Origin of the sequence: Streptomyces taklimakanensis, from assembly GCF_009709575.1 — a bacterium.
Classification (GTDB): Bacteria; Actinomycetota; Actinomycetes; order Streptomycetales; family Streptomycetaceae; genus Streptomyces; species Streptomyces taklimakanensis.
The window spans coordinates 3,237,410-3,256,841 of record NZ_WIXO01000001.1 but is presented as its reverse complement, the minus strand read 5'-3'; the positions used below and the strand labels follow the sequence as shown (position 1 = coordinate 3,256,841).

General features: G+C 71.5%; 29 protein-coding genes. 2 read left to right on the top strand and 27 right to left on the bottom strand.

What is annotated here, in order from left to right; all coding sequences use genetic code 11:
• Nucleotides 1–20: 20 nt before the first annotated feature.
• From F0L17_RS14315 to F0L17_RS14195, 25 genes are all read right to left on the bottom strand, one after another.
• Nucleotides 21–392 carry a hypothetical protein gene (locus F0L17_RS14315; RefSeq protein ID WP_155071374.1) on the bottom strand — a complete coding sequence of 124 codons (372 nt, stop codon included), beginning with the start codon at nucleotides 390–392 and terminating at the stop codon, nucleotides 21–23.
• Complete coding sequence (locus F0L17_RS14310) at nucleotides 392–745, bottom strand: hypothetical protein (protein ID WP_155071373.1); 354 nt, start codon at nucleotides 743–745, stop codon at nucleotides 392–394. Before F0L17_RS14310 ends, F0L17_RS14315 begins: the two co-directional genes overlap by 1 nt.
• Nucleotides 746–848: 103 nt before the next feature.
• Complete coding sequence (locus tag F0L17_RS14305) at nucleotides 849–1,037, bottom strand: hypothetical protein (RefSeq protein ID WP_155071372.1); 189 nt, start codon at nucleotides 1,035–1,037, stop codon at nucleotides 849–851.
• Nucleotides 1,034–1,492 carry a hypothetical protein gene (locus F0L17_RS14300; protein WP_155071371.1) on the bottom strand — a complete coding sequence of 153 codons (459 nt, stop codon included), beginning with the start codon at nucleotides 1,490–1,492 and terminating at the stop codon, nucleotides 1,034–1,036. Before F0L17_RS14300 ends, F0L17_RS14305 begins: the two co-directional genes overlap by 4 nt.
• On the bottom strand, nucleotides 1,489–2,268 hold the full coding sequence (locus F0L17_RS14295) for a hypothetical protein (RefSeq protein ID WP_155071370.1): 780 nt from the start codon (nucleotides 2,266–2,268) through the stop codon (nucleotides 1,489–1,491). Before F0L17_RS14295 ends, F0L17_RS14300 begins: the two co-directional genes overlap by 4 nt.
• The gene (locus tag F0L17_RS14290) at nucleotides 2,265–2,711 is read right to left on the bottom strand and encodes a MazG-like family protein (RefSeq protein WP_338018085.1); all 447 of its coding nucleotides are present in this window, start codon (nucleotides 2,709–2,711) and stop codon (nucleotides 2,265–2,267) included. The genes F0L17_RS14295 and F0L17_RS14290 overlap by 4 nt, the downstream gene beginning before the upstream one ends.
• Nucleotides 2,708–3,109 carry a hypothetical protein gene (locus F0L17_RS14285; RefSeq protein WP_155071369.1) on the bottom strand — a complete coding sequence of 134 codons (402 nt, stop codon included), beginning with the start codon at nucleotides 3,107–3,109 and terminating at the stop codon, nucleotides 2,708–2,710. Before F0L17_RS14285 ends, F0L17_RS14290 begins: the two co-directional genes overlap by 4 nt.
• Nucleotides 3,110–3,193: 84 nt before the next feature.
• Entirely contained in the window at nucleotides 3,194–3,799 is a 606-nt protein-coding gene (locus F0L17_RS14280) for a hypothetical protein (protein ID WP_155071368.1), read from the bottom strand.
• Nucleotides 3,796–4,179 carry a hypothetical protein gene (locus F0L17_RS14275; protein ID WP_155071367.1) on the bottom strand — a complete coding sequence of 128 codons (384 nt, stop codon included), beginning with the start codon at nucleotides 4,177–4,179 and terminating at the stop codon, nucleotides 3,796–3,798. The genes F0L17_RS14280 and F0L17_RS14275 overlap by 4 nt, the downstream gene beginning before the upstream one ends.
• A gap of 64 nt (nucleotides 4,180–4,243) precedes the next feature.
• Entirely contained in the window at nucleotides 4,244–4,603 is a 360-nt protein-coding gene (locus F0L17_RS14270) for a hypothetical protein (RefSeq protein ID WP_155071366.1), read from the bottom strand.
• Nucleotides 4,604–4,808: 205 nt separating this feature from the next.
• Entirely contained in the window at nucleotides 4,809–5,522 is a 714-nt protein-coding gene (locus F0L17_RS14265; RefSeq protein ID WP_155071365.1) for a hypothetical protein, read from the bottom strand.
• A gap of 151 nt (nucleotides 5,523–5,673) precedes the next feature.
• Complete coding sequence (locus tag F0L17_RS14260; RefSeq protein WP_155071364.1) at nucleotides 5,674–6,138, bottom strand: hypothetical protein; 465 nt, start codon at nucleotides 6,136–6,138, stop codon at nucleotides 5,674–5,676.
• A gap of 95 nt (nucleotides 6,139–6,233) precedes the next feature.
• The gene (locus F0L17_RS14255) at nucleotides 6,234–6,635 is read right to left on the bottom strand and encodes a hypothetical protein (protein WP_155071363.1); all 402 of its coding nucleotides are present in this window, start codon (nucleotides 6,633–6,635) and stop codon (nucleotides 6,234–6,236) included.
• 78 nt (nucleotides 6,636–6,713) lie between these two features.
• Nucleotides 6,714–7,232, bottom strand: coding sequence for a helix-turn-helix domain-containing protein (locus F0L17_RS14250; protein WP_155071362.1), 519 nt, complete (start codon nucleotides 7,230–7,232; stop codon nucleotides 6,714–6,716).
• A gap of 92 nt (nucleotides 7,233–7,324) precedes the next feature.
• Complete coding sequence (locus F0L17_RS14245) at nucleotides 7,325–8,134, bottom strand: hypothetical protein (RefSeq protein WP_155071361.1); 810 nt, start codon at nucleotides 8,132–8,134, stop codon at nucleotides 7,325–7,327.
• The gene (locus tag F0L17_RS14240) at nucleotides 8,131–8,433 is read right to left on the bottom strand and encodes a GIY-YIG nuclease family protein (protein WP_155071360.1); all 303 of its coding nucleotides are present in this window, start codon (nucleotides 8,431–8,433) and stop codon (nucleotides 8,131–8,133) included. Before F0L17_RS14240 ends, F0L17_RS14245 begins: the two co-directional genes overlap by 4 nt.
• A gap of 950 nt (nucleotides 8,434–9,383) precedes the next feature.
• Nucleotides 9,384–9,902, bottom strand: coding sequence for a hypothetical protein (locus F0L17_RS14235; RefSeq protein ID WP_155071359.1), 519 nt, complete (start codon nucleotides 9,900–9,902; stop codon nucleotides 9,384–9,386).
• Nucleotides 9,899–10,873: a DNA cytosine methyltransferase gene (locus F0L17_RS14230; protein WP_155071358.1), complete on the bottom strand. Its 975-nt coding sequence runs from the start codon at nucleotides 10,871–10,873 to the stop codon at nucleotides 9,899–9,901. Before F0L17_RS14230 ends, F0L17_RS14235 begins: the two co-directional genes overlap by 4 nt.
• On the bottom strand, nucleotides 10,870–11,241 hold the full coding sequence (locus tag F0L17_RS14225) for a hypothetical protein (RefSeq protein WP_155071357.1): 372 nt from the start codon (nucleotides 11,239–11,241) through the stop codon (nucleotides 10,870–10,872). The genes F0L17_RS14230 and F0L17_RS14225 overlap by 4 nt, the downstream gene beginning before the upstream one ends.
• A 164-nt stretch (nucleotides 11,242–11,405) precedes the next feature.
• A complete protein-coding gene (locus tag F0L17_RS14220) occupies nucleotides 11,406–12,140 on the bottom strand; it encodes an exonuclease domain-containing protein (protein WP_238419375.1) in 735 nt (244 codons plus the stop codon).
• Nucleotides 12,137–12,643 (bottom strand): hypothetical protein, encoded by a 507-nt coding sequence (locus F0L17_RS14215; RefSeq protein WP_155071356.1) that lies wholly within the window; start codon nucleotides 12,641–12,643, stop codon nucleotides 12,137–12,139. Before F0L17_RS14215 ends, F0L17_RS14220 begins: the two co-directional genes overlap by 4 nt.
• A gap of 64 nt (nucleotides 12,644–12,707) precedes the next feature.
• Entirely contained in the window at nucleotides 12,708–13,820 is a 1,113-nt protein-coding gene (locus F0L17_RS14210) for a Rad52/Rad22 family DNA repair protein (RefSeq protein WP_155071355.1), read from the bottom strand.
• Entirely contained in the window at nucleotides 13,817–14,440 is a 624-nt protein-coding gene (locus F0L17_RS14205) for a hypothetical protein (RefSeq protein WP_155071354.1), read from the bottom strand. The genes F0L17_RS14210 and F0L17_RS14205 overlap by 4 nt, the downstream gene beginning before the upstream one ends.
• Nucleotides 14,437–14,811 carry a hypothetical protein gene (locus F0L17_RS14200; protein ID WP_155071353.1) on the bottom strand — a complete coding sequence of 125 codons (375 nt, stop codon included), beginning with the start codon at nucleotides 14,809–14,811 and terminating at the stop codon, nucleotides 14,437–14,439. The genes F0L17_RS14205 and F0L17_RS14200 overlap by 4 nt, the downstream gene beginning before the upstream one ends.
• Nucleotides 14,812–14,898: 87 nt before the next feature.
• Nucleotides 14,899–15,105 carry a helix-turn-helix domain-containing protein gene (locus F0L17_RS14195; RefSeq protein WP_155071352.1) on the bottom strand — a complete coding sequence of 69 codons (207 nt, stop codon included), beginning with the start codon at nucleotides 15,103–15,105 and terminating at the stop codon, nucleotides 14,899–14,901.
• A gap of 201 nt (nucleotides 15,106–15,306) precedes the next feature.
• On the opposite strand from F0L17_RS14195, the gene F0L17_RS14190 reads away from it, so the two are divergent.
• Nucleotides 15,307–15,966, top strand: a complete 660-nt coding sequence (locus F0L17_RS14190) for a hypothetical protein (RefSeq protein ID WP_155071351.1) — start codon at nucleotides 15,307–15,309, stop codon at nucleotides 15,964–15,966.
• Nucleotides 15,963–17,279 (top strand): tyrosine-type recombinase/integrase, encoded by a 1,317-nt coding sequence (locus F0L17_RS14185; protein ID WP_155071350.1) that lies wholly within the window; start codon nucleotides 15,963–15,965, stop codon nucleotides 17,277–17,279. The genes F0L17_RS14190 and F0L17_RS14185 overlap by 4 nt, the downstream gene beginning before the upstream one ends.
• A gap of 96 nt (nucleotides 17,280–17,375) precedes the next feature.
• Here the strand turns inward: F0L17_RS14185 and F0L17_RS14180 are convergent, their stop codons facing one another.
• Together F0L17_RS14180 and F0L17_RS14175 are read right to left on the bottom strand one after the other, a co-directional pair.
• Entirely contained in the window at nucleotides 17,376–18,287 is a 912-nt protein-coding gene (locus F0L17_RS14180) for a hypothetical protein (protein ID WP_155071349.1), read from the bottom strand.
• 81 nt (nucleotides 18,288–18,368) lie between these two features.
• Nucleotides 18,369–19,403 carry a helix-turn-helix domain-containing protein gene (locus F0L17_RS14175; RefSeq protein ID WP_155071348.1) on the bottom strand — a complete coding sequence of 345 codons (1,035 nt, stop codon included), beginning with the start codon at nucleotides 19,401–19,403 and terminating at the stop codon, nucleotides 18,369–18,371.
• Nucleotides 19,404–19,432 lie beyond the last annotated feature (29 nt).

Sequence of the window (19,432 nt, the reverse complement as noted above, 5' to 3'; positions counted from 1 at the left end):
CGGCGGCAGGCGGTCGGGGGTTAGGCGGCGTGGTTGTCGCGGGCCTGCGGGGCGAGGCGGTGCCGGCAGGAGCCGGTGAGGCAGGGGCGGGCGCGGCGGTCCCACTCGTCGCCGTTGACGCGCTCGTGGCGGTAGCCCTCGGCGGTCTCGCGGCGCCGGTCGGCGGCGCGCGGGGTGAACTCCTTGTGCGCGGCCTCGGCGGTGTCGCTGTCGAGCGCGGACGGGTAGACGGAGCCCTCGACGCAGCCGGCAGGGTTGATGCGGATCCAGAACCGGCGGGCGGCGCGGCGTTCGGCGCGGACGGCCGCGAGGCAGGCGTCGTGGACGGGCGGCCGTCCACTGGCGGCCTGCTTCCAGCAGTCGGCGCAGGCGGCGGTCGTGGCGGTGGTCATCACGCGACTCCCTTCCGGGCCTGCGGGGCGGCGTGGAGCGGGGTGACGGGCACGACGGGCCGCACGGTGGTGATGCGGGCGGCGCAGAACCGGGCGGCCTGCCCGGCGGCGAGGTCGGCCCACAGGAAGTGGCCCGCCGTCCGATCCTTGCTGGCGATGAAGGCGCAGTCGGCCAGCTCAGGGCGGCCCATCTGCTCCAGCGCGGGCCGCAGGTGCGGGATGGCGTGCTCGGCGACGGCGGTCTCGAAGGCGGTGCCGCGCGGGTTCTCGGCTGCCGGGTCGTAGTCGAGAGTCAGGTCCGGGACAGGGCGACTGTCGCCGAGGTGTCCGAACTCGACGTGGTAGGTGGTCACGGTCGGCCTCCTTTCTGGAGGTGTCGGGCGAGGGTGAGGAGTGCGATGCCTGCGGTGGTGAGGGCGATCGCGCCGGCCGGGCAGGCGAGACGGGCCAGGGCGGTCACTGGGCGGCCTTGCGGTGCTCGGGGCACAGGTCCCGTCCGTCGCGGGTCCGTCGCCAGCCGCGGGTCTTCAGCAGGCGGCGCAGCTCGCGGTGGGTGTGCGGCTCGAACCGGACCGGCCAGTGGCCCTCGGGGTACTCGCAGCTGGGGTGGTCGCAGAGGAGGATCAGGTAGGCGTCGGCGCTCATGACGCCTCCCGCTGCTGCTGTGCGTGGGTGATGAGGTCGGCCGCGGTCTGTTCGGTGACGCACAGCCGTTCGGCGATCTGCGCGAGGGGCATGCCAGCGGCGGCATGCTCGGCGGCCGCTCGCGCCCAGGCGTCCGCCCGCCGGTCGGTGGGCACGTAGTCCCGGCCGACGGTCATCGCGGCAGCCTTGCGCCGGTCCGCCGACCACTTCCGGCGCGGGGTCGGCTTCGGCTCGGGCTGGCCTTCGCGGGCCGGGGGCATCCAGTCGGGCTCCAGCAGCACCAGCTCGCGCGGGCCGCTGTCGGCGGTGACCTTCTCCGGGCACGGGGCGGGGCATCCGGCGCACAGGGCGGCGGCGCGGTGCACGGCCTGCTGCCGCTGCCGGGGGTCGGCGTCCTCCTCGAAGAGCGCCAGGTCGTACAGGGCGGAGCGGCCGACGCAGGGCAGGGCGGTCACGACGCACCGCCCTCGGTGCTGTGGTGCCGCATCTCGGCGATTTCGTCGGGGCCGAACCCGTCGCGGCGGAGACTGGCGGCCATCTCGTCCACGTCACCGGGCTCACCCGACTCGGCGGCCATGCGGCGCAGGGTCTCGACGGCCTCGTCCCATGCGTGCGGCGCGGACGTCAGCGACTCCACGGGGCCCAGGCAGGCGAGCGCGTTGGCGGCCTCGCTCAGCGTCTCGGCGCGCACGGTGGTGGTGTGCTGCTCCAGCTCGGCGATCCGCGCCCGCGCCTCGTCCCGCTCGCGCTGCGTCGTCTGCAACTGGGCGAACAGCTCGGCGACGTGCCGCTTGTTGCCCTTGGCGACCTCGGTGAGGGTGTCCACGCGGTCGCAGAACTCGTCCCGCTCGGCCCGCAGCCGTTCCACCTCGGCCAGCAGCGCGGTGACCGGCCCCTCGTCGCCCAGCAGGAAGTCCCGCAGGTGCTCGGCGAGGTAGGTGCGCATCTGGGCGTGCTGGAGACCACCAAGCTGCGCGGCCATCTGGAAGGCATGGATCGAGTCGTAGAGGGCGCTCGTCCAGCGCTCACGGATCTCGGCCTCGCGCTCCGCCGTCAGCGGCTCCCGGGCGGGAGCGTTGTCCTCGCGCTCCGGCAGCAGCGCACCGGACGGAGACAGGGACCGCGACGCGTCGCAGTACCCGCACTTGACCGTCCCGTCGCCGTTGTCGCGCCAGTCGTGGCTGGTGTCGAACGGGGGACGCGTCGTGCACACGGACCGGGGGGCGCTCATCGGGCACCGCCCTCGGAGCTGGCGCGGCGGGTGACCTTGGCGAGCTTGGCGGCGAGGATGTCGTCCGGGGCGCGGTCGGCGATCGAGACGAGCGCCACCATCGCCGTGATGATCACGTCGCACAGTTCGTCGGCCACGTCCTGCCGGGTGTGGGTGACGCCCTTGCGGGGGTTCTGGCCGACCGTGCCGATGTACGCCTGAGCGACCTCGCCAGCCTCCTCGACCAGCTTCAGCAGCCGCATGCTGATCTCGTGGTCGGTGCGGCCGTTCTGCCGGTCCAGCCAGCCCACCAGGCGGTAGATCGGCGTCCAGGGGTCGCTCTGCGGTGCGGTGTCCAGCGCGGCGTCGGCGATCTCGCGGGCCACCTGCTCGGGGATCTGGCCGGAGTAGATCGAGTTCAGCTTGGCGACCGCCGCGTCGTAGGCGGCCTCGCGGGCGCTCATCGGGCACCGCCCTCGGAGTCGGTGGTGCAGGTGCAGTTCGGGCCGATGCCGGAGGCGTAGGCGCACAGGTCGCCGTGGCCGCCGCGCGGGGTCCACCAGGGGTCGCACTCGGGGTTGTTGATCAGGCGGGCGACGGCGAGGGCGTGGTCGCCGCTCCGGTCGACGGCGATCTCCTCGTCGTCGTGCTCGGTGAGGCGGGCGGCGATGACGTCGGCCTCCAGTTCCAGCCAGTCCGCCAGGACGGTGCCGAGGCGCGGGTTCATCCAGGCGTCGGCGACCCACGGGCCGTCCGTCGCGTGCTTGAGGTGCTTGCGGAGCTTCTCGACCGCCGCGCGGATCTCGGTGACGGGTGTGGTGTTGGGGTTGCTCGACGGTGTGGATGGGGTGGTGGAAGACACTTGCCTTTCCCTTTCGTCGGGTGTGGTGTGGGTTGGGCGTCTGCCGCCGGGCCGGTGTCGTCCCGGCGGCAGGGTGGTCGGGGGTCAGGCGGCGCGCTGGTGTTCGGTGAGGTTCGGGTGGGGGCTGGGCTGGGTGGCCTTCGGGTTGAAGCGGCCCAGGCGGTTGATGACGGTGTCGAGTTCGTCGCGGAGTCGCATCGCGTGGTGCAGGGTGAGGTCGGTGGTGGCGTCGCCGGTGGTGGTGTCGTCGATGTCCTCGACGAGGGCGTCGCGTTCCTCGGGGGTGACGTTGTTGATGAGGGCGTCAGCGAGGGCGGCGAGGGCGGCGGTGACGCCGTTGGGGTCCTCGCGGTAGGCGTCGGCGAGGTCGAGGATCGTGTTGTAGCGGATGGTGTCGGCGCGGAGGATGCCGCGGGTCCAGGCTTCGTCGGTGCGGATGGACAGGCCGGGGTTGGTGGTCTGGTGCTTCGTGGGCATGGTCTGGGTCTCCGTTGTCGGGGTGGTGAGGGTGAGGTGGTGGCTGCAGCGGTTTGTGCCGCGGGGTATGGGGCGGGGGCAGGCTGTGCAGGTGTCGAGGGCGGGTGGGGTGCGGGTGGGGCCGGGGTCGGTGGTGAGGTGGTCGAGGACCGTGCCTGCGGCGATGGCGGCGGGGCCGGCGGTGCCGAGGAGCACGATCAGCGCGGTCGTCACCGGGAACCACCCGCCTCGGCGGCCATGCGGCGAAACTCGGCCGCGACTTCCAGCTCCACCGCGCAGTTCTGGCAGTCGGAGATCCACTGCGCGGCCACGTCGGCGGCCTCGCGGAGCGTCTCGGCGCGGGCGGTGGTGGTGTGCTGCTCCAACTCGGCGACCCGCGCCCGCGCCTCGTCCCGCTCCCGCTCGGCCTCCAGCGCGGCGGTCCGCCAGCGGTCGCGACTCTTCTCGGCGAACTCCGCGTCGGCATACGCCGCGTCCCGCTCGGCCCGCAGACGCTCCACCTCGGCCAGGCGCTCTGCCGCCAGCGGCTCCCGGACGCTCTCCTCGGTGCGCTTCGGTGACAGGGCGGTGGGGGTGGGGTTGTCGATGCTCATCGCGTGTCTCTCTTTCGCGGGTGGGTGGCCCGGCCGGTGGTGGCCGGCCGGGCGGGCGTGGGTGTCAGGCGGCGAGGGTGAGGTGGGCGGTGCGCTTGTAGGAGGCGACGGCGGCGGTGAGGGCGGGGTCGTTGGGGGCGTAGACGAAGACGTGGATCCAGCGGCCGTCGCGGTTGATCCAGCAGCGGCGGGGGTCGTGGCCGGCGCGGTTGCGGTAGTGCTTGGCGGCGTGGCGTCCGAAGGGGGAGGCGTAGCGGTTGGTGAAGTCGTCGTCGAGGCCGAGCTGCTGGAGGTAGGTGGAGATGCGGATGAGTTGTCCGGTGGTGAGGGCGGTGAGGGTGGCGCCGGAGAGGGTGGTGTAGCCGAGGGTGCGGGTGGTGTTGATGGCGGCGGTGATGGTGCGGCGGGTGCGGTTGATGTTCATGGGTTGGCCTCTCCGGGTCCGTTCGGTTCGAGTAACCGTCTCCGGTTGCTCATGACTATAGGGGGCCGCCGGGGGTCGTGCAAGTAGGTGGGCGCAGTTACTCGCTTTGGGGTGCGGGTAAGCGAAAGGGCCGCGCACCGCAGGGGGTGCGCGGCCCTCGGGAAGGGGTGGCTGGGCTACTGGGTGGCCGGGGGGTGGGGTCGGGTCAGGGGCAGGTCTCTCCCACCTTGACGGCTGTCAGCTCGACGGGTTCGCCGTCGAACGCGGTGCCTGCGGCGGGTGTTTGGGTGCACACGGTCCAGTTGGCGCCGTTGATGACGATGCGGTCCTGTCCGGAGGCGTCGGTGGTGGTGATCGACGCGTTGGAGGGGAGGGTCTGGTGGGCGATGCGGACGGAGTCGCCGACGAGGTCGGGCATCGTTCCGTCGTCGGCGGGTTCGATGATGCCCTTGTCGTCGGCGGGGCAATCCTCGTCGAGTTTGACCACGCCGAGGTCGATTTCGGTGTCGGTGGGGTGCTCGCCGGGGGCGGGCGCCTGGAAGCAGACTTTCCAGCCGCGGTCGGAGATTTGCATGCGTCCGCGGCCGGTGGCGTCGTGGGAGGTGAGCTGGTAGAAGCCGGCTTCCTGGGCCTGGTCCTGTGCGGCTTGGAGTCCCTTGCCGACGAGGTTCGGGAGTTCGGCTGCCGCGGGGGCGTCGTCGGTGTCCTGCGCGGGGGCGGCTGGGGCTGTGGCGGTGTTCGGGCTGGGCGAGGCCAGGGCCGGGGTGGTGGTGTCGGTGGCGTTGCTGGTGGTGTCGTTGTTGTCGAGGGCGGATCCGATGGCGCCGAGGACGATCAGGCCGGCGACGACGGCGCCGATGACGACCTTCTTGTTGGGGCCGGTTTTGGTGGGTGGCGTCGGCGTCGGCTGGTGCTGCATGGGGTCCCCCCTTGTGGGCGCGTGGTGTCGAATCCCAGGGAATGTATGGGGGTTGTGACGGTGTGTGCAAACGCCGCGCCGGAGCTGGAAACGGCCCGGCGCCCGCGCGTCGAATGCGCGGGCGTCGGGCCGGTGGGTGCCGGGGTGTCGGTTAGGAACGGGTGGAGGCGGCGAGCGAGGCGACCAGCAGGATGCCCTTGTGGAGGGCTTGGTCGTAGCGGTAGCCGGCTTGTGGGTCGCGTTGGAGCCACTGGCCCTTGCCGAGTCGGTGGGCGGTGCGGACCAGGGCGGTGGTGGGCTGGGTGTCGGGGTCCTCGGCCCAGCGGCCGCCGGATCGGTCGATGGCGTAGTGGGTGGCGGCGGACAGGGCGAGGGCGGCGGCGATACCGCGGGGGGTCAGGCCGAGGCGTAGTGTGTGGTTCACGCCGGCGAGGGTGAGGGCTTGGGTGGCGGTGTAGGTGGCGACGTGTCGGGCGCAGGCGGCGCGGCCTTCGGTGCCGGGGAGTCCCTTGCGGACGGCGTCGTGGTCGAGTTGGACGATGTGGTCGCCGACCGTGTGGGAGGCGTTGAGGGCGGCGTAGGCGGCGGCGAAGCGGGCCGCGGCGGACGCGGGCATCGGGTTCCTCTCGTCGGGTGGGTGGAGGTCGGGTGTCTGTCCGGCTCCCCTCGCCCCGCCCGGACGGCGGGCCGGCCGGGCGGGGGAGGCAGCCGTCAGGCGGCGCGGGCGTGGTCGTGGCCGACGTAGCGGGCGTAGACGGTGTCGGTGTCTTGGCCGCGCTCAACCCTGGCCTCGAAGGCTCCGGCGGGCCGGTAGACCGCCGTTTCTCCCTTGGCGATACGGCGGGCCAGATACCGCGAGTAGCTGGGGCCGGGGCGGGTCTCGGCGACGACCTGCCACTGTTCGGGGTTGGCGCGCAGTCGTGCCGCGATGTCCCGGTGGTTGAGGAATCGACGCTTCGCGGTGCTCCTTCCGTTGGTGGCGTTGGCGCCGGGGACGAGGGCGGCGGGCGCGGTGTCGGCGGGGTCGGGGATGTGGCGCTGTTCGGCGAGTTGTCCGGGGGTGGCTGCCGTGGTGTGGGCTCGGGTGGTGCGCTCGGGGTGGCAGGTGGCCATGGGGTCCTCCGTGAGGTCGGTCTGGCGGTTCCTCGGCCCCGCCCGGACGGCGGGCCGGCCGGGCCGGGGAGGCAGCCGTCAGGCGGCCTTCTGCAGTTGCGGCTTGGGGGTGGTTCCGTGGTCGGGGTTCTGCTGCCGCTTCCAGAGGCGGATCTCCCAGGGGTGGACGTCGAGCTGTTCGCTGATCTCGCGCTCGGTGTGGTGGTGGTCGAGCATGAGGAGGACGGCTTCGCGCTTCTCGGCGGGGTTCAGGGCGGTGGGGTCGTAGGTGCCCTGGGTGGCGCGTTCGACGTGGCTGTAGTTGATGGCGGTGGAGTCGGAGCGCCAGCGGGCGATCTGTCGGCGGTAGACGCTGAGGCGTTCGCTGATGTCGCATGCGGTGTAGCCGTTGCGGTCCATGAGGAGGACGGCTTCGCGCTTCTCGGCGAGGTTCAGGGCGGTGGGGTCGTAGGTGCCCTGGGCGGCGCGTTCGACGGCGATCCAGTCGATGTCGCGGGCGTCGTCGTAACTGTGGGGGGTGTGGGTGATCTGGAGGGGGCGGGTGTCGTGGAAGGCGCGGGTGCGGGCTGTGATGCGGGGGTGGCGGGGGGCGGGCATGGTGTTCCTCCTTGCCTTTCAGGTAGGTGGTGTCGGTTGCGCGTTGTTCAATCTAGCGACCCGCCCCCCTGCGCGCAAGTACGTGGGGGCGCTTACTCGTTCACGGGGGTGCGCGGGGGATCGAGGCGTGTTGTGCGGAGTGCCGCCGCGGTGTCTCTGACCCGGCGCACGCTCATGCCCAGTCGCCGGGCGATCTCCTCGTCGCTCTCCCCGAGCGATTTCAGGTGCGCGACCTCGGCGGCGCGGTCCGCGGGCCCGCTGTCCGGCGGGTCCTGGATTTCCTCTTCCGGCGTCGCCGTGGGGTCGTCGATGGTGGCGGCGTCCCATGCGAGGGGGCTGTGCCAGCCGTGGCGGGCGGCGATGGTCCGTGCCCGTTTCGATGCGCCGGGTCTGCGGGACATGCGCCGGTAGACGACCGCGACCGTGTCTGCGGTCGTGGCCCGCACTGCTGTTTTCGCGCCGCGGGCGATCCGGCCGATCGCGTCGACGCCGACGCCGACTTCGCGGGCGATGTGGGCCATGGGGTGGCCGATCGCGACGAGGGCTTGGATGCGGCGGCGGGTGCCGGTGGCGTCGACGTCTCGGCCGCGTGGGGGCGGGCCGGGTGGGACGGCGAGGATCCGCTGTTCGGTGGTGCGCGCGACGGTCGGCTGTTCGCCGGTGGTGATGTGGCTGATCTGAGTGTGGTCGACGCCGGCGGCTGCGGAGATTTGAGATTGGAGCCAGCCTGCGTCGAGGAGTGCGCGGATGTGGCTGCGGCAGGTGTCGGCGGGGACGCGCCGCTTGTGGCCGCGGGCGTGGTCCAGGTTGAGGCGGGCCATGTACCGGTAGTTCGCCTCGGAACATTCGGGGCAACGGCACCCGGCCAGGTAGCAGGGGCGGGTGCCGTGTCGGTCGGTCAAGACGCGAACCCAACGCCGGGCGTCGGGGTCTCCCGCGGGGAGTTGTCGACGAGGTCGAGGACCATCGGCAAGACGCGGGCCGGATAGTACTCGCGGCCCCGTATCGGCTGCTCACCGGCGTCACGGAGGGCAGCAAGGATTCGCCGCTCCATCTCGCGGGCGTCGGGCAGGTCGGTGACGAGACGGGCCACGGTGTCGTAGCCATCGCGGGCGTGAACGGCGAGACGCGGGCGCGGGTCACCGGAGGTGATGCCGAACTTTACGGCGTCGTGCACCTCGTCGACGACGACGTACAGCACATCCCACGCCTGCCCGGCGCAGAAGCGACACAGTCCCCGCCCCTGCTGGATACTGCTCGGCCAGGGTCGGGTCTCGTGCCCGGCCGCGCACCGAACCCGGTGTGGTACGTGGTTGCCGAGCCACTCCGGTTCCAGAACCTCGCCGCCGGCCTCGGCGATTCGAGCACGAAAGGCTTCCCAGGCTGCCTGTGAATCGCGGCCCGCACAGATCCCGCAGACGCCCCGACCGCGTCGGACGCTGTTCGGGCGCGGCGAGCACTCGTGTCCGGCTGCGCACCGGACTCGGTGTGGTGTGTGCGTGCCCAGCCATTCGGGTTCGAGGAGGGTGGCCCCCAGTTCGACCAGGCGGTCCCTGAACGCCTGCTCCGCCGCGTGTGGATCCCGACCAGAACACACCCGGCAGATGCCTCGCCCTGAGCGGATGTCGTTGGGTCGTGGGGTCCCCTCATGCCCCAGAGCGCATCGCGCTCGGTGCGGTGTCATAGCGCCCAGCCAAGTCGGTTCGAGGACTGTCCCGCCAAGTTCGGCGATTCGAGCACGAAAGGCTTCCCAGGCTGCCTGCGGGGCCCGGCCAGCGCACGAGGGGCAGATCCCTCTTCCCTGCTGAATCTTGTACGGTAGTACCTCGTTTTCGTGCCCCGCGGCGCACCGGACGCGGTGTGCCTTCATCGCGCCTTTCCACGCGGGTTCGAGGACTTCTCCGCCGAGTTCAGCGACGCGGGCCCGGAACGCGGTCTCGGCGGTTCGCGGGTCCCGCCGGGAGCAGATACGGCAGAGTTTCGTCCCCCGCATGACGTCGGCGGGCCGGGACGTACCCTCATGCCCGGCCGCGCATCGCACCCGATGTCTCTTGGCGTTGCCGAGCCATTCGGGTTCGAGGACTTCCCCGCCGAGTTCAGCGACCCGAGCACGGAACGCCGCCTCGGCCCGGAGGGATTTCGCCTGACGGCTCACAGTGCACTCCCGGCGAGGGTGAGGTGCTGGGCGGTGTCCCACTGCGCGTCGGTCAGAATCTCGCGGACGCGGAGCACAAGCTGCCCCTTTTTCACGACCGGGCCGAGGCGCATGTCGGGCCCGATGACGCGGGTGTGGTCGTCGTCTTCCAGGACCCCCGCGTCGACGAGGCCATCGACGCAGGCTTTGAACGACGGGTACCAGTTGGCGGGGTCGCGACGTCCGCCGCGGGCGGGGTGGAGGATTCCGACGATGTGGGCGCGGTGCATGACCGGGCCGGGGTTGGCGGCGGCGAGCGCGGCGCGCATCGCCGGGTCCTCCGAGCAGGCTTCCTGTGCGACGCCCCGAAGCTCGGCGGTCACCTTTGCCCGCTGGTGGTGGAATATGCGCTCGTTGGCGTTGAGTAGGGGCAGGCCGGGCGGGAGGGTGATGGTGAACGTCCGGCCGGCGAGCACGACTCCGGGGGCCGCCCCCGTGGTGGCGGGGGCGGCGCCGGCGGTGGTGGGGGCGGTCATGCGGCCACCGCCTCGGGGAGGGCGGGGAGCAGCATCCGGGTGGGCGAGGCGGTGGCCATCAGGAGCCGGTACCCCGCGACTCCTTGCAGGGTGACGACCCCGTTGCCGCACAACTTGATCTGCTGCGAACGCGGCAGGTCCAGATCCGTGACCCAACCGGCGGGGTAACCCATCAGCCACTCCCCGAACCGGGGGCTCAGGCGGAGATTTCCGCGACGGTCCGGGGACGTCGGCGTCGGGGCGGGGCGTCCCAGGATGCGCTCCCAGCGGCGGATCGCCAGCCCGTAGTCGTGGCCCAACTCCGGCGCCCGCCACTGGGTGTCGAGCCGGACGGCGATGCCGGGCAGGTAGTAGTTCCCCGCCCCGTCGCGCTGGTTCGGCCCGCCGTTGGGGCCGTCGGAGGCTTTGGGGGTGGGCAGCAGCCGGGGAACCGCCTCGACGGTCGGAGCCGGCGCCGGCACCTCGACCGTGATGCCCCGGCCGGGCACGGCGTAGCCCAGGAATCGGGGCCGTGTGTGGGCGGCCCCGACGTCGCCGGCGCGGGTGATCGTCCAGTACAGGTCGTAGCCCAGCTCGTTCAGGTGCGCCGAGACGGTGGACAGGCCGCGGGTTCTCAGCGCGGCGACGTTCTCCAGGAACACCCGCTCGGGGCGGAGGGCGGCTATCGCTTGGGCGACGTTCCGCCAGATCCCCGAGCGTGGGTCGTCCAGGCCCAGGCGGTGCCCGTTGTGGCTGATGCCCTGGCAGGGCCAGCCGGCGACGAGGGTGCGCACGTCGGGGTGGCGGGCTGCGATGGTGGCGTAGTCGATACGGGTGATGTCGCCGAGGTTGGTCGCGTGGGGCAGTCGCGCGGCTAGTACCTGGCAGGCGTAGGGGTCGGTCTCGGCGTACAGGGTGGTGCGCTCGCCGGTGACCTCTTCGGCGGCGGCGTCCAGAGCGGCCACGCCGGTGCAAAAGCTGACGATACTCATGCGGCACGCTCCTGGAGGACGGCGTCGGTGCCGATCCACTCGCGGCAGGCGCTGTGCCGGGTGGTGACGCGCTTGGAGGGGGCGTAGCCAACCGGGCGGATAATGCCGGCGGCGCGGGCGGCGCCGAACCTGGCGCCCCACATGTTGTAGTGGGGCGGTTCGTCGACGAGGCCCTCTCGGATGCAGTCGCTGGCCTGGAAGGGGGTGCCGCGGCGGGCGAGGGTGAGTATCGCGGCGTCGGCGGCGGTGGCCCAGTCGACGGGGGTGGCGGCGTCGGCCTTGGCCATGCCGCGCTGCTTGGCGGCGGCGGCGGCGACTTCGTTGATGACGCCTTGGACGGGTGTGGGTATCTGGAGCTGGCCGGTCATCGGGGGCTCTCCTGGTGGCTGTGGGCTGGTGTCTCCACCTGCTCGCGTTCGGGTGTGCGTCGGGGCGGGGGGTTACTGTCCGTCGCCTTGGATGCTGCGCTGGAGGAATCGGGCGTAGGCGGTGAGGGCGGCGGCGGTGGCGAGGGCGGTGAGGGCGAGGCGGGTCATGAGTCCTCCTGGTGGGGGACGAGGGGCCAGTCGGTGCGGACGTCGGCGGCGTCGGTTGTCTTGCCGGCGCGGGTGAAGTAGTTGCGCAGGGACGCGGCTTGTTGTGCGTGCCAGTGGGTTTGCTGCTCGTGGAGTTCGTCGAGGGTGAGGGCGGCGAGCTGCGGGTGCCGCTGGGCGATGCGCCATGCGACGCGGCAGGCGGCGAGGGCGTCGGCGTCGGCGGTGTGGGCGTCGCCAAGCTTCACGTCGTAGTGGTCGCACAGGTCGGTAAGGGTGCGTCCGCCGCGCCGGTAGCGGTCGGCGTGCTTGTCGAGGACGCGGGGGTCGATGACGCGGAGCCGGTCGCCTGCCGTCTCGGACAGGGGGGTGATGCCGTGGCGGCGGGCTTCGTGTTCCAGTAGGCCGAGGTCGAAGGGGGCGTTCATGACGACGATGGGGATGTCGTGGTCGGCGGCCTGGTCCAGTTCGGTGACGAGGTCTCGGATGACGCTGGCCGCGGGCAGGCCCTCGCTGTGGGCTTTGGCGGTGCTGACGCCGTGGACCTTGGTTGCTTCGGCGGGGATCTCGACGCCGTCGACGTCGGACAGCCAGGTTGTGGTTGCGGTGTCGCGGCCGGTTCCGCAGTGGACGAGGCAGGCGGTGACGATCCGGTCGGTGGTGATGTTGGTGCCGGTGGTCTCGGTGTCGAAGCCGAGGAGGGGACCGTTGTGCCATCCGGTCATGCCGGTCATGACTCGCTCCCGTTGGTGATCTCGGGGAGTGGGAGGGCCCGGTTGCGCCATGCGGTGGCGATGGCGTCGAGGGCGCCGTCGGTGTGCTTGACGGAGTGGTAGGAGGGGCGCTCTCGCATCTCGACGCCGGGGACGTCGATGATCTCGCCGTCCTCGTTGACGATGTGGGGGGCGCCGTGCTTGGTCATCTGCTTGAGGAGGGCGTCGCGGTAGGCGGGCCGGACCTCGGTGACCAGGCGGGTGACGATGTTGTCCTCGGACTGGGCGCGGGCCCAGTTGAGGAATGCCTGCTCGTCGACGATGTGGGGGGCGGGCTTGGGGTTGGTCTTGGTGATGGTGGCGACCTTGACGCCGTCGGGGAGGCTGGCGTCGACGCGGCCGACGCCGGAGGCTTCGAGTTCGGCCTGCATGGCGGCCTTGGTGGTGTCGAGTTGCTGCTTGACGATCTCGGCGAGGGCTTTGAGGGCGGCTTCCTGCAGCGCGAGTTCGGAGATGCTGGGCATGTGCTGCTCCTGGCTGGGCGGGGCCGCCCCGGTGGGGGGCGGCGGCGGCCCCGGCTGGTGTCGGTCAGGTGGTGTGGCCGGTGAGGAGGGCGGTGAAGCCGCGGATCTGGTCGGCGGTGGCTTGGCCGAGGGTGGTTCCGGTGTTGTCGCGGAAGTCCCGTTCGAGGCTGTTCAGGCCGATGGTGTCGGCGAGGTCGCGGAGTTCTTTGAGGGCGGTGGTTCGGTCAGGGTCGCCGTGCTGGCCGGGGGGCGGGAGGGCGGCGACGGCTTCGGGGGCGGGGCGCTGTCCTGCCGGGGGCGTGGTGGCGGCCTGGGGGGCGGGGAGCGCGCCGGCCTGGGCGGGGATCTTCGGCTGGTCGAGGGTGGCGGCGAGGCGTGTCAGGTAGCCGCCGAGGACGTCTGGTTGCCCGGTGTCCGGGGCGGTGATGGGCGAGTTGAGGACTCGCGCCTTCGCGCCCTGGCCCCACCATGTGCCTTTGACGTCGGCCTTGGTCTTGGCTTGCCGGGCGGCGCCGTCGGCGATGGCTTGTGCCTGGGGGTGGGGTTCGATGGGGGGCCGGTCTGCCGCGGGGGCGTCGTTGCCTGTTTCGGTGGCGGCGCGCTGGGCGGCCTCGTCTTCCGGGTCCGACAGGACGGTTTCGTCGGCCGGCAGGTCGGGCTGTTCGACGGTTGCGATGTGGGGCAGGGACCGGATGACGACGGGGTTGAGTTGGCCGCCGTTGTAGAGGCCGAGGCCGAACTGGTCGCCGAGGTTGGTCGCGGCCCGTTTGAGGGCTTGCGATTCGGCGGTCTTGATGGCGAGGTCGTGGGCGTCGGCGAGGTTGGGCTGGTTCTCGCCGGCACCGACGGCGCTTCCTTCCCACGTGCCGAGGACAACGCCGCCGACTCTGACAGCGAGTTGGACGGTGGCGCGGTAGATGACGGTCCAGGCGGTGTACGGGTCGCCGTACTCCTTGCGGCGCTGTTCGCCGTGCTGGTGGACGAGTTCCAGGTCGGTGAGCCGGACGTCGTAGCCGCCGAATCCGAAGACGCGGATGAGGGTGCGGCGGATGTCCCATGCCTCGACGTGGGAGAAGCCCTTGCCGTCGCGCTTGACGCGGCCGGGGTGGATGCCCTGGAGCAGGTAGTCGAGCTGCTCTTTGGTGAGGAGGGATTGGGGGTCGACGGTGTCGGTCATCGGGCGCCGTCCAGGTGGGGCGAGGGGATGTAGCAGCGGCGGCCGTCGGTGTCGCGTTTGATGAACAGTCCGGCCCGGTTGAGTTCCTGGAGGATCCGGCGGGCGCGGGTGCGGGCCACGCTGCTGTTCGGGGCGGTGGCGGTGATCTCGGGGACGGCGCGTAGGACGCGGGAGGGTGTCCACTCGTCGCTGCGGTTGGGTCGGGCGGTCTGGGCGACGTGGCGTGCGAGGTCGGAGAGCTGTTCGACGCTGGTGGGTCGGTGGCGTTGGGTGGTGGCCCCGTTCCAGGCGGTGAGGTGGTTGCCGTTGGCGTGCCAGGTTTGGGCGGTGGTCCAGTCGGCGGTGGGGAAGGCGCCCTGTAGGAGGTCGACGACGCGGTCGATGGTGCCGGGCGTGTGGGGGATGCGGTTGCCTGATGTGTCGTAGGCGACGAGGACGTAGCGTGCGGCGGGCCGGCCGTTGTCGCCGAACCAGGACACGGGGGTGGTGAGGATCGTTTGTGCGTCGGGGAGTAGTTGCCGGAGGCGGTGGGGCAGGCGGCGGTGGTGGTGTCGTCGGGTGCTGGCGGATCCCTTGCGGGGGCGGGTGGTGTGTGTCGCGGTTGCGGTGGGGGTGCTCATGCGGCGGCCTCCTTGGTGGCCTCCTCGTCGGTGACGGTGGCGAGGGTGGCGATCTCGACGGGGACGTTGTGGTAGGTGGTGTCGAGTCGCTGGTCGCGGACGAGGTGGTCGCCTTCGGTGAAGGCGCGGCCGATGCGGATCGTTCCGCCGAGCCGGTCGGCGTAGGCGTTGAAGGCGGCGGCGTCGCGGTCGTGGATGTAGCCGTACAGGCGCCAGCCGGTGGAGTCGATGATCCAGGTGATGCGCGGGAGTCCGACGGTGTCGGCGAGGAGTTTCTTCAGCGCGTCGGCGGCGTCGATCTGCTGCTCGGTGTCGGAGCGCTGTGGTGTGGCGGGGTGCGGTGTGGCGGTCGGGGGTACAGTGGTGGTCACGAGAGAACTCCTTGGCTTCCGTGCGAGGATTCGGTCCGGCCCCTCACTGGTGTGGCGTCACCGGTGTGGGGCCGGTTGCGTTTCGGGTCAGCTCGCGTTGGCCAGTTCCGCCGCTTCGCGGGCGGCGATGTAGGCGTCGAGGGCGGCGGCGGAGACGCGTCGGGAGCGGCCGATGGTGAAGGACTTGATGGGGCCGCCTTCGGCGGTGAGCTCCTTGGCCTTGGTCAGGCTGACGCTGAGTTGTTCCGCGACTTCGGAGATCTTGTAGGCGCGGCGCTTGGTGACGTTCTGCATGGTTATCCTCCGAGCAATCGGGAGCGGGTACTCGGTACCGCTTGCTCGTTGGATTCTAGGGGGCCGTCCAGGGTCGCGCAAGTAGGTGGGGGCGGTTGCTCGCAGGCGGGCTCGTTTCGGTCATCCGAGTAGGTGACTCCGGGTGCGCGAGATGGCGTGACCGGTTGCCCACGGTCGCTGCGGGCTGCCATGCTTCAAGCCATGACCCCCGACATTGATAACTGGCGAGTGGATACGAGGCCCGGCGGTTGGCTGCGTCTGCAGCAGCCCGACGGTGAACGCGCGACCGTCTACCTGCGGTACAGGCTCTCGGGCCCGCCGGGCGAGGAGAGGTTGACACTACAGACCATCATCGTCAAGGACGAGGACGGCGAGGGCCTGAGTGGGCGCGTCTGGCGTCGCGTTCCCCTGTCGAAGGTCGAGCGGGCGCTGGCGCCGCTGACCGCTACGAATCTCCCGGCCCCGCAGGCGCAGGCGGTAGCCGAGATGCGTGAGGCGTTCCGTCCCACGGAGGAGACGACGTCGCTCACCGTGGAGCAGTTGGACGAGTATTTCGAGGAGGGCAGCCCGGTCGACGACTTGATCGACCGCATTCGTTCCGAGGTCCCCGACACTCCCAGCAGTCCTCCCGTCCTGGCGGAGCCGGACGCCGCGTCCTTGCGTCCTCCCGAGGGCAGGTTGACGGACGCCTTCCTACGGAAGGTGGGTGACGCCTACAAGTATTACGCCAGCATCGGCAACGCTCCCGCAAGGGATATCGCGGAACAGGCGAACGTTCCGGTGCGGACCGTGCACCGCTGGGTACTCAAGGCGCGTGAGCGTGGCATCCTGCCGCCGGCCCGATCGGGAAGGGCCGGATGAGCGGACGACGCGGCAACGGCGAGTCCTCGATCTACTACAGCGAGCGCGAGGGCTGCTGGCACGGCTGGGTGACCGTCGGGACTCGTCCCGACGGTCGCCCGGACCGGCGTCAGCGTAAGGGCAAGACGCGGGCCGAGGTGCAGCGCAAGGTCAAGGAGTTGGAGAAGCTCCGCGCGCAGGGGTCCGTACCGAAGCCGGGCAAGCCGCCGACGGTCGCCCAGTGGCTGGAGACCTGGCTTGACACCGTGTGCGCCCGGAAGGTCCAGGACGGCACGATGGCGCCGCGGACGCTGGACGACTACCGGTCCAAAACGACCCTGTACCTCGTGCCGGGTGTCGGGCAGCACCGTATCGACCGGCTCGCCCCGGAGCATCTGGATGCGCTCTACCTGGAGCTGCTGAATCGGCCGCTGGCCGCATCGACGGTCCTGAAGGTCCACCGAATCATCTCGCGTGCGTTGAAGGTCGCCCACCAGCGGGGGATCGTCGCCCGGAACGTGGCGACGCTGGTGGACGCGCCGTCCGCGGCCGAGACGGAGATCGAGCCCCTGACGCAGGAGCAGGCCCGCGCCGTCCTCGCCGAGGCCGACCGGCGCCGTAACGGCGCCCGCTGGTCGGTCGCGCTGGCGATGGGGCTGCGGCAGGGCGAGGCGCTCGGGCTGCGCTGGAAGTACATCGACCTCGACGAGGGCACGATCCGTGTATGGTGGCAGCTTCAGCGGCTCACCTGGCGTCACGGCTGCGACGACCCGCACAAGTGCGGCGAGCGTCTGCACCGCAAGCCCTGCCCAGGGAAGGGCCGAACCCACGCACTGCACCAGCGTGGCGAATGCCCGAAGCCCTGCCCGCCCGGTTGCACCGGCCACGCGAAGTCGTGCCCGCAGAGGACGGGCGGGGGGCTGGTCTTCCGTGAGCCGAAGGGCCGCAACAAGCGTGTCGCGCCGATCCCGCCGCCGTTGATCCCGCTGTTGCGGGCCCAGCGTGAGGCGCAGGCCGTCGAGCGGGAGACGGCCGGGGAGTTGTGGCAGGAGCACGACCTCGTTTTCGCGCAGCCGAACGGGCGGCCGGTCGACCCGCGCGCGGACTACGACGAGTGGGTGGAGATCCTGGAGGCGGCGGGGGTGCCGTCGAAGCGGGTCCACGACGGCCGGCACACCGCGGGGACGCTGCTGATCGAGGCGGGGATCAGTCCTCGCGTGGTGATGGAGATCCTCGGGCACTCGCAGATGCGGGTGACCCAGCGGTACACCCACGTTGGGTCGAAGTTGGCGGAGGAGGCTGCGGCGCGGATGGGGAGGGCGCTGTTCGGCTGACGTCGCTCCGGACGTGTGAGGGCCCTCGCCAGCGGTCACCGGCGAGGGCCTTCGCACATGGTGGGGAGGGGACCACCTAGGAACGTTCCTACCTGATCAGCGGCGCAGCACGTTCACCCGCTCCCCGCCCAGGATCGGGGCGTCCTCGCATCCGGCCGGCACCACCAGGTACGGCCCCCGCCAGATCGTCTGATGCTCGCCCCGCGACGGGTAATACTGACGGGCCCGGTGCGCCTTCACGAACCAGCGGTGCCGGTAGATCCGCCGCGCGTGCTCCCCCGCATCGTGCCCGCCCCCCTCGGGCCGCAGTGACTGCCGCAGCGTCACATACCGCACCGCCTGTGTCGGGTCACCGCCGGCCCGGCGGATCCGCTTCTGCGACGCCCGCGACGGCAACACATCCTCCACCTCATGCAGCGATCGGCGGGCCTCCACCGGCTGCCGAATGAGGATGAACGTAGCCAGCAGCGTGCGGATGGTCTCTTCGTCCGGTCCGCAGCCCAGTCGTTCCCATGGCGTGTCCGGTCCGTCCAGCAGAAGCCTCGGCCCGTGCCCGCGGTACACCAGCCTGCCTGCGGTGACTGATGGTGCCGACCGGGCCGCTTCCAGCGAGTGGGACGCGCACCAGTTCCGGTAAGCGGCAGCCGGAACCAGCAGCGACACGAACAGCCGACCACCGTTCGACATCCACGCCACTGCGGTCGGTGCCGCGCCAGCGTGTTCGCTGCTCGCCGGGCCGTCCCATACCAGCAGGCCGTGCGGGGCGGGCAGGTCATCGGCGGCGAGGGCGTACACGTCCAGCCCTTGGCCGATGGTGCGGGCGAGGCTGGCCATGTCGGCGGTGATGTAGAACAGCTCGGCATGTGTGGCGGACGCCGCGAGGGCGCCGCTGAGCTCCGGCCGGCCGCGCTGGGCGAAGACGCGCTCGCCGGGGCCGGTGGACCAGTCGATGAGGTCTTGGCGGGCTTCGGGTACGTCCCGGGCTGTCAGCCCGCTGTAGCTGGTCACGTCGTGGCCTCCCGTGTGGGCCTGGGGCGGCTTCCGCCCCGACCGTAGCGGCCGGGGGCGGAAGCCGTGGGGCGGATCTGGTCAGGCGTTGTCCTCGTGGGTGTCGTCCTTGAGGTCCGCGTAGTCGATGCGGGCTCCGGTCTGGGCGGCGACGCGGGCGCAGACCTGCCGGTGCCAGCCCGCCGACCAGCCGTGCCAGCCCTCCGACCAGGAAGTGCCGCGCACTCCGGCCTGGTACTCGTCGTCGTTGCGGTAGGTGATCAGCGTGTCGTCGTCCGTGCCCTCCAGGCTGGCGACCAGCCTGGCGACGGCGGCGTCCGTGGCGGTCTTCAGTTCGGCGATCTCGGGGCGGATGCGTCCGGGGATCGGGTCGCGGCCCTGCTCCCAGGAGCGCAGCGTGCGCGGGTTGACGCCGAGTTTCTTCGCCATCGCGTCGCCGGTCAGGCCCAGGTACTCGCGGGCGGTCCGTAGCTCGGCTGGTGTCAGCGGGTCCTCCTCCGCCAGCTCGTCCCGCAGGCCCTTGAGGTAGTCGTCCAGGCCGTGGCAGACGGCGACCGTGCTGCCGTTGCAGGCGGCGAGGTCCGACAGGATCTCCTGCGCGATCTCCTCCAGCCGGGCGTCGGGGGTGTCCGCGGTGATGCCGTACTCGGTGACCTCCTCGCCGTTCACGGCTCCGTCGATGTCCCACACGGCGACCAGGTCCCGCTCGGGGAAGCCCTGGTTGGGCTCGTCGCCCCAGCCGCCGTCCTGCGTGGGCAGGCCCAGGTGCTTCTCGATCTCCTCCTCGGCGGCCAGGGCGTCGTCGTCGAGCCGGGCGACGGTGTTGCTGCCGTCCCACTCGGTCTCGGTGCCGGCGATGATCCGGTCGGCGAGCGGGGCGATCTCGCGCATGACCCGGTTGGCGGCGGCGGCGGTCAGGATCGGGATGCGGTAGCGGCGGTCCAGACCGTAGTGGACGCTGAACGGGATCGCGTTGCCGATCTCGGCGTTGTAGGTGGCGGACAGCGTCTCGCTCTGGGTGTCGAGTTCGATGTAGGCGTCCTGCGGCTCGGACTGGCCGTCGTAGTGCCGGTACAGCTCGGTCGGGTCGGTGCACTCAATGATGCGAACGCTCATGGCGGTTCCCTTTCGGGGAGGCTGTGGGT

Excerpts from the sequence above, each read along its gene's own strand:
- F0L17_RS14295 (WP_155071370.1), bottom strand. The coding sequence starts at position 2,268 with ATGAGCGCCCCCCGGTCCGTGTGCACGACGCGTCCCCCGTTCGACACC.
- F0L17_RS14215 (WP_155071356.1), bottom strand. The coding sequence starts at position 12,643 with ATGCCCAGCATCTCCGAACTCGCGCTGCAGGAAGCCGCCCTCAAAGCC.
- F0L17_RS14250 (WP_155071362.1), bottom strand. The coding sequence starts at position 7,232 with ATGCCCGCCCCCCGCCACCCCCGCATCACAGCCCGCACCCGCGCCTTC.
- F0L17_RS14255 (WP_155071363.1), bottom strand. The coding sequence starts at position 6,635 with ATGGCCACCTGCCACCCCGAGCGCACCACCCGAGCCCACACCACGGCA.
- F0L17_RS14275 (WP_155071367.1), bottom strand. The coding sequence starts at position 4,179 with ATGAGCATCGACAACCCCACCCCCACCGCCCTGTCACCGAAGCGCACC.
- F0L17_RS14185 (WP_155071350.1), top strand. The coding sequence starts at position 15,963 with ATGAGCGGACGACGCGGCAACGGCGAGTCCTCGATCTACTACAGCGAG.
- F0L17_RS14235 (WP_155071359.1), bottom strand. The coding sequence starts at position 9,902 with ATGACCGCCCCCACCACCGCCGGCGCCGCCCCCGCCACCACGGGGGCG.
- F0L17_RS14305 (WP_155071372.1), bottom strand. The coding sequence starts at position 1,037 with ATGAGCGCCGACGCCTACCTGATCCTCCTCTGCGACCACCCCAGCTGC.
- F0L17_RS14260 (WP_155071364.1), bottom strand. The coding sequence starts at position 6,138 with ATGCCCGCGTCCGCCGCGGCCCGCTTCGCCGCCGCCTACGCCGCCCTC.
- F0L17_RS14225 (WP_155071357.1), bottom strand. The coding sequence starts at position 11,241 with ATGACCGGCCAGCTCCAGATACCCACACCCGTCCAAGGCGTCATCAAC.
- F0L17_RS14315 (WP_155071374.1), bottom strand. The coding sequence starts at position 392 with ATGACCACCGCCACGACCGCCGCCTGCGCCGACTGCTGGAAGCAGGCC.
- F0L17_RS14270 (WP_155071366.1), bottom strand. The coding sequence starts at position 4,603 with ATGAACATCAACCGCACCCGCCGCACCATCACCGCCGCCATCAACACC.
- F0L17_RS14265 (WP_155071365.1), bottom strand. The coding sequence starts at position 5,522 with ATGCAGCACCAGCCGACGCCGACGCCACCCACCAAAACCGGCCCCAAC.
- F0L17_RS14230 (WP_155071358.1), bottom strand. The coding sequence starts at position 10,873 with ATGAGTATCGTCAGCTTTTGCACCGGCGTGGCCGCTCTGGACGCCGCC.
- F0L17_RS14195 (WP_155071352.1), bottom strand. The coding sequence starts at position 15,105 with ATGCAGAACGTCACCAAGCGCCGCGCCTACAAGATCTCCGAAGTCGCG.
- F0L17_RS14175 (WP_155071348.1), bottom strand. The coding sequence starts at position 19,403 with ATGAGCGTTCGCATCATTGAGTGCACCGACCCGACCGAGCTGTACCGG.
- F0L17_RS14220 (WP_238419375.1), bottom strand. The coding sequence starts at position 12,140 with ATGACCGGCATGACCGGATGGCACAACGGTCCCCTCCTCGGCTTCGAC.
- F0L17_RS14205 (WP_155071354.1), bottom strand. The coding sequence starts at position 14,440 with ATGAGCACCCCCACCGCAACCGCGACACACACCACCCGCCCCCGCAAG.
- F0L17_RS14290 (WP_338018085.1), bottom strand. The coding sequence starts at position 2,711 with ATGAGCGCCCGCGAGGCCGCCTACGACGCGGCGGTCGCCAAGCTGAAC.
- F0L17_RS14190 (WP_155071351.1), top strand. The coding sequence starts at position 15,307 with ATGACCCCCGACATTGATAACTGGCGAGTGGATACGAGGCCCGGCGGT.
- F0L17_RS14210 (WP_155071355.1), bottom strand. The coding sequence starts at position 13,820 with ATGACCGACACCGTCGACCCCCAATCCCTCCTCACCAAAGAGCAGCTC.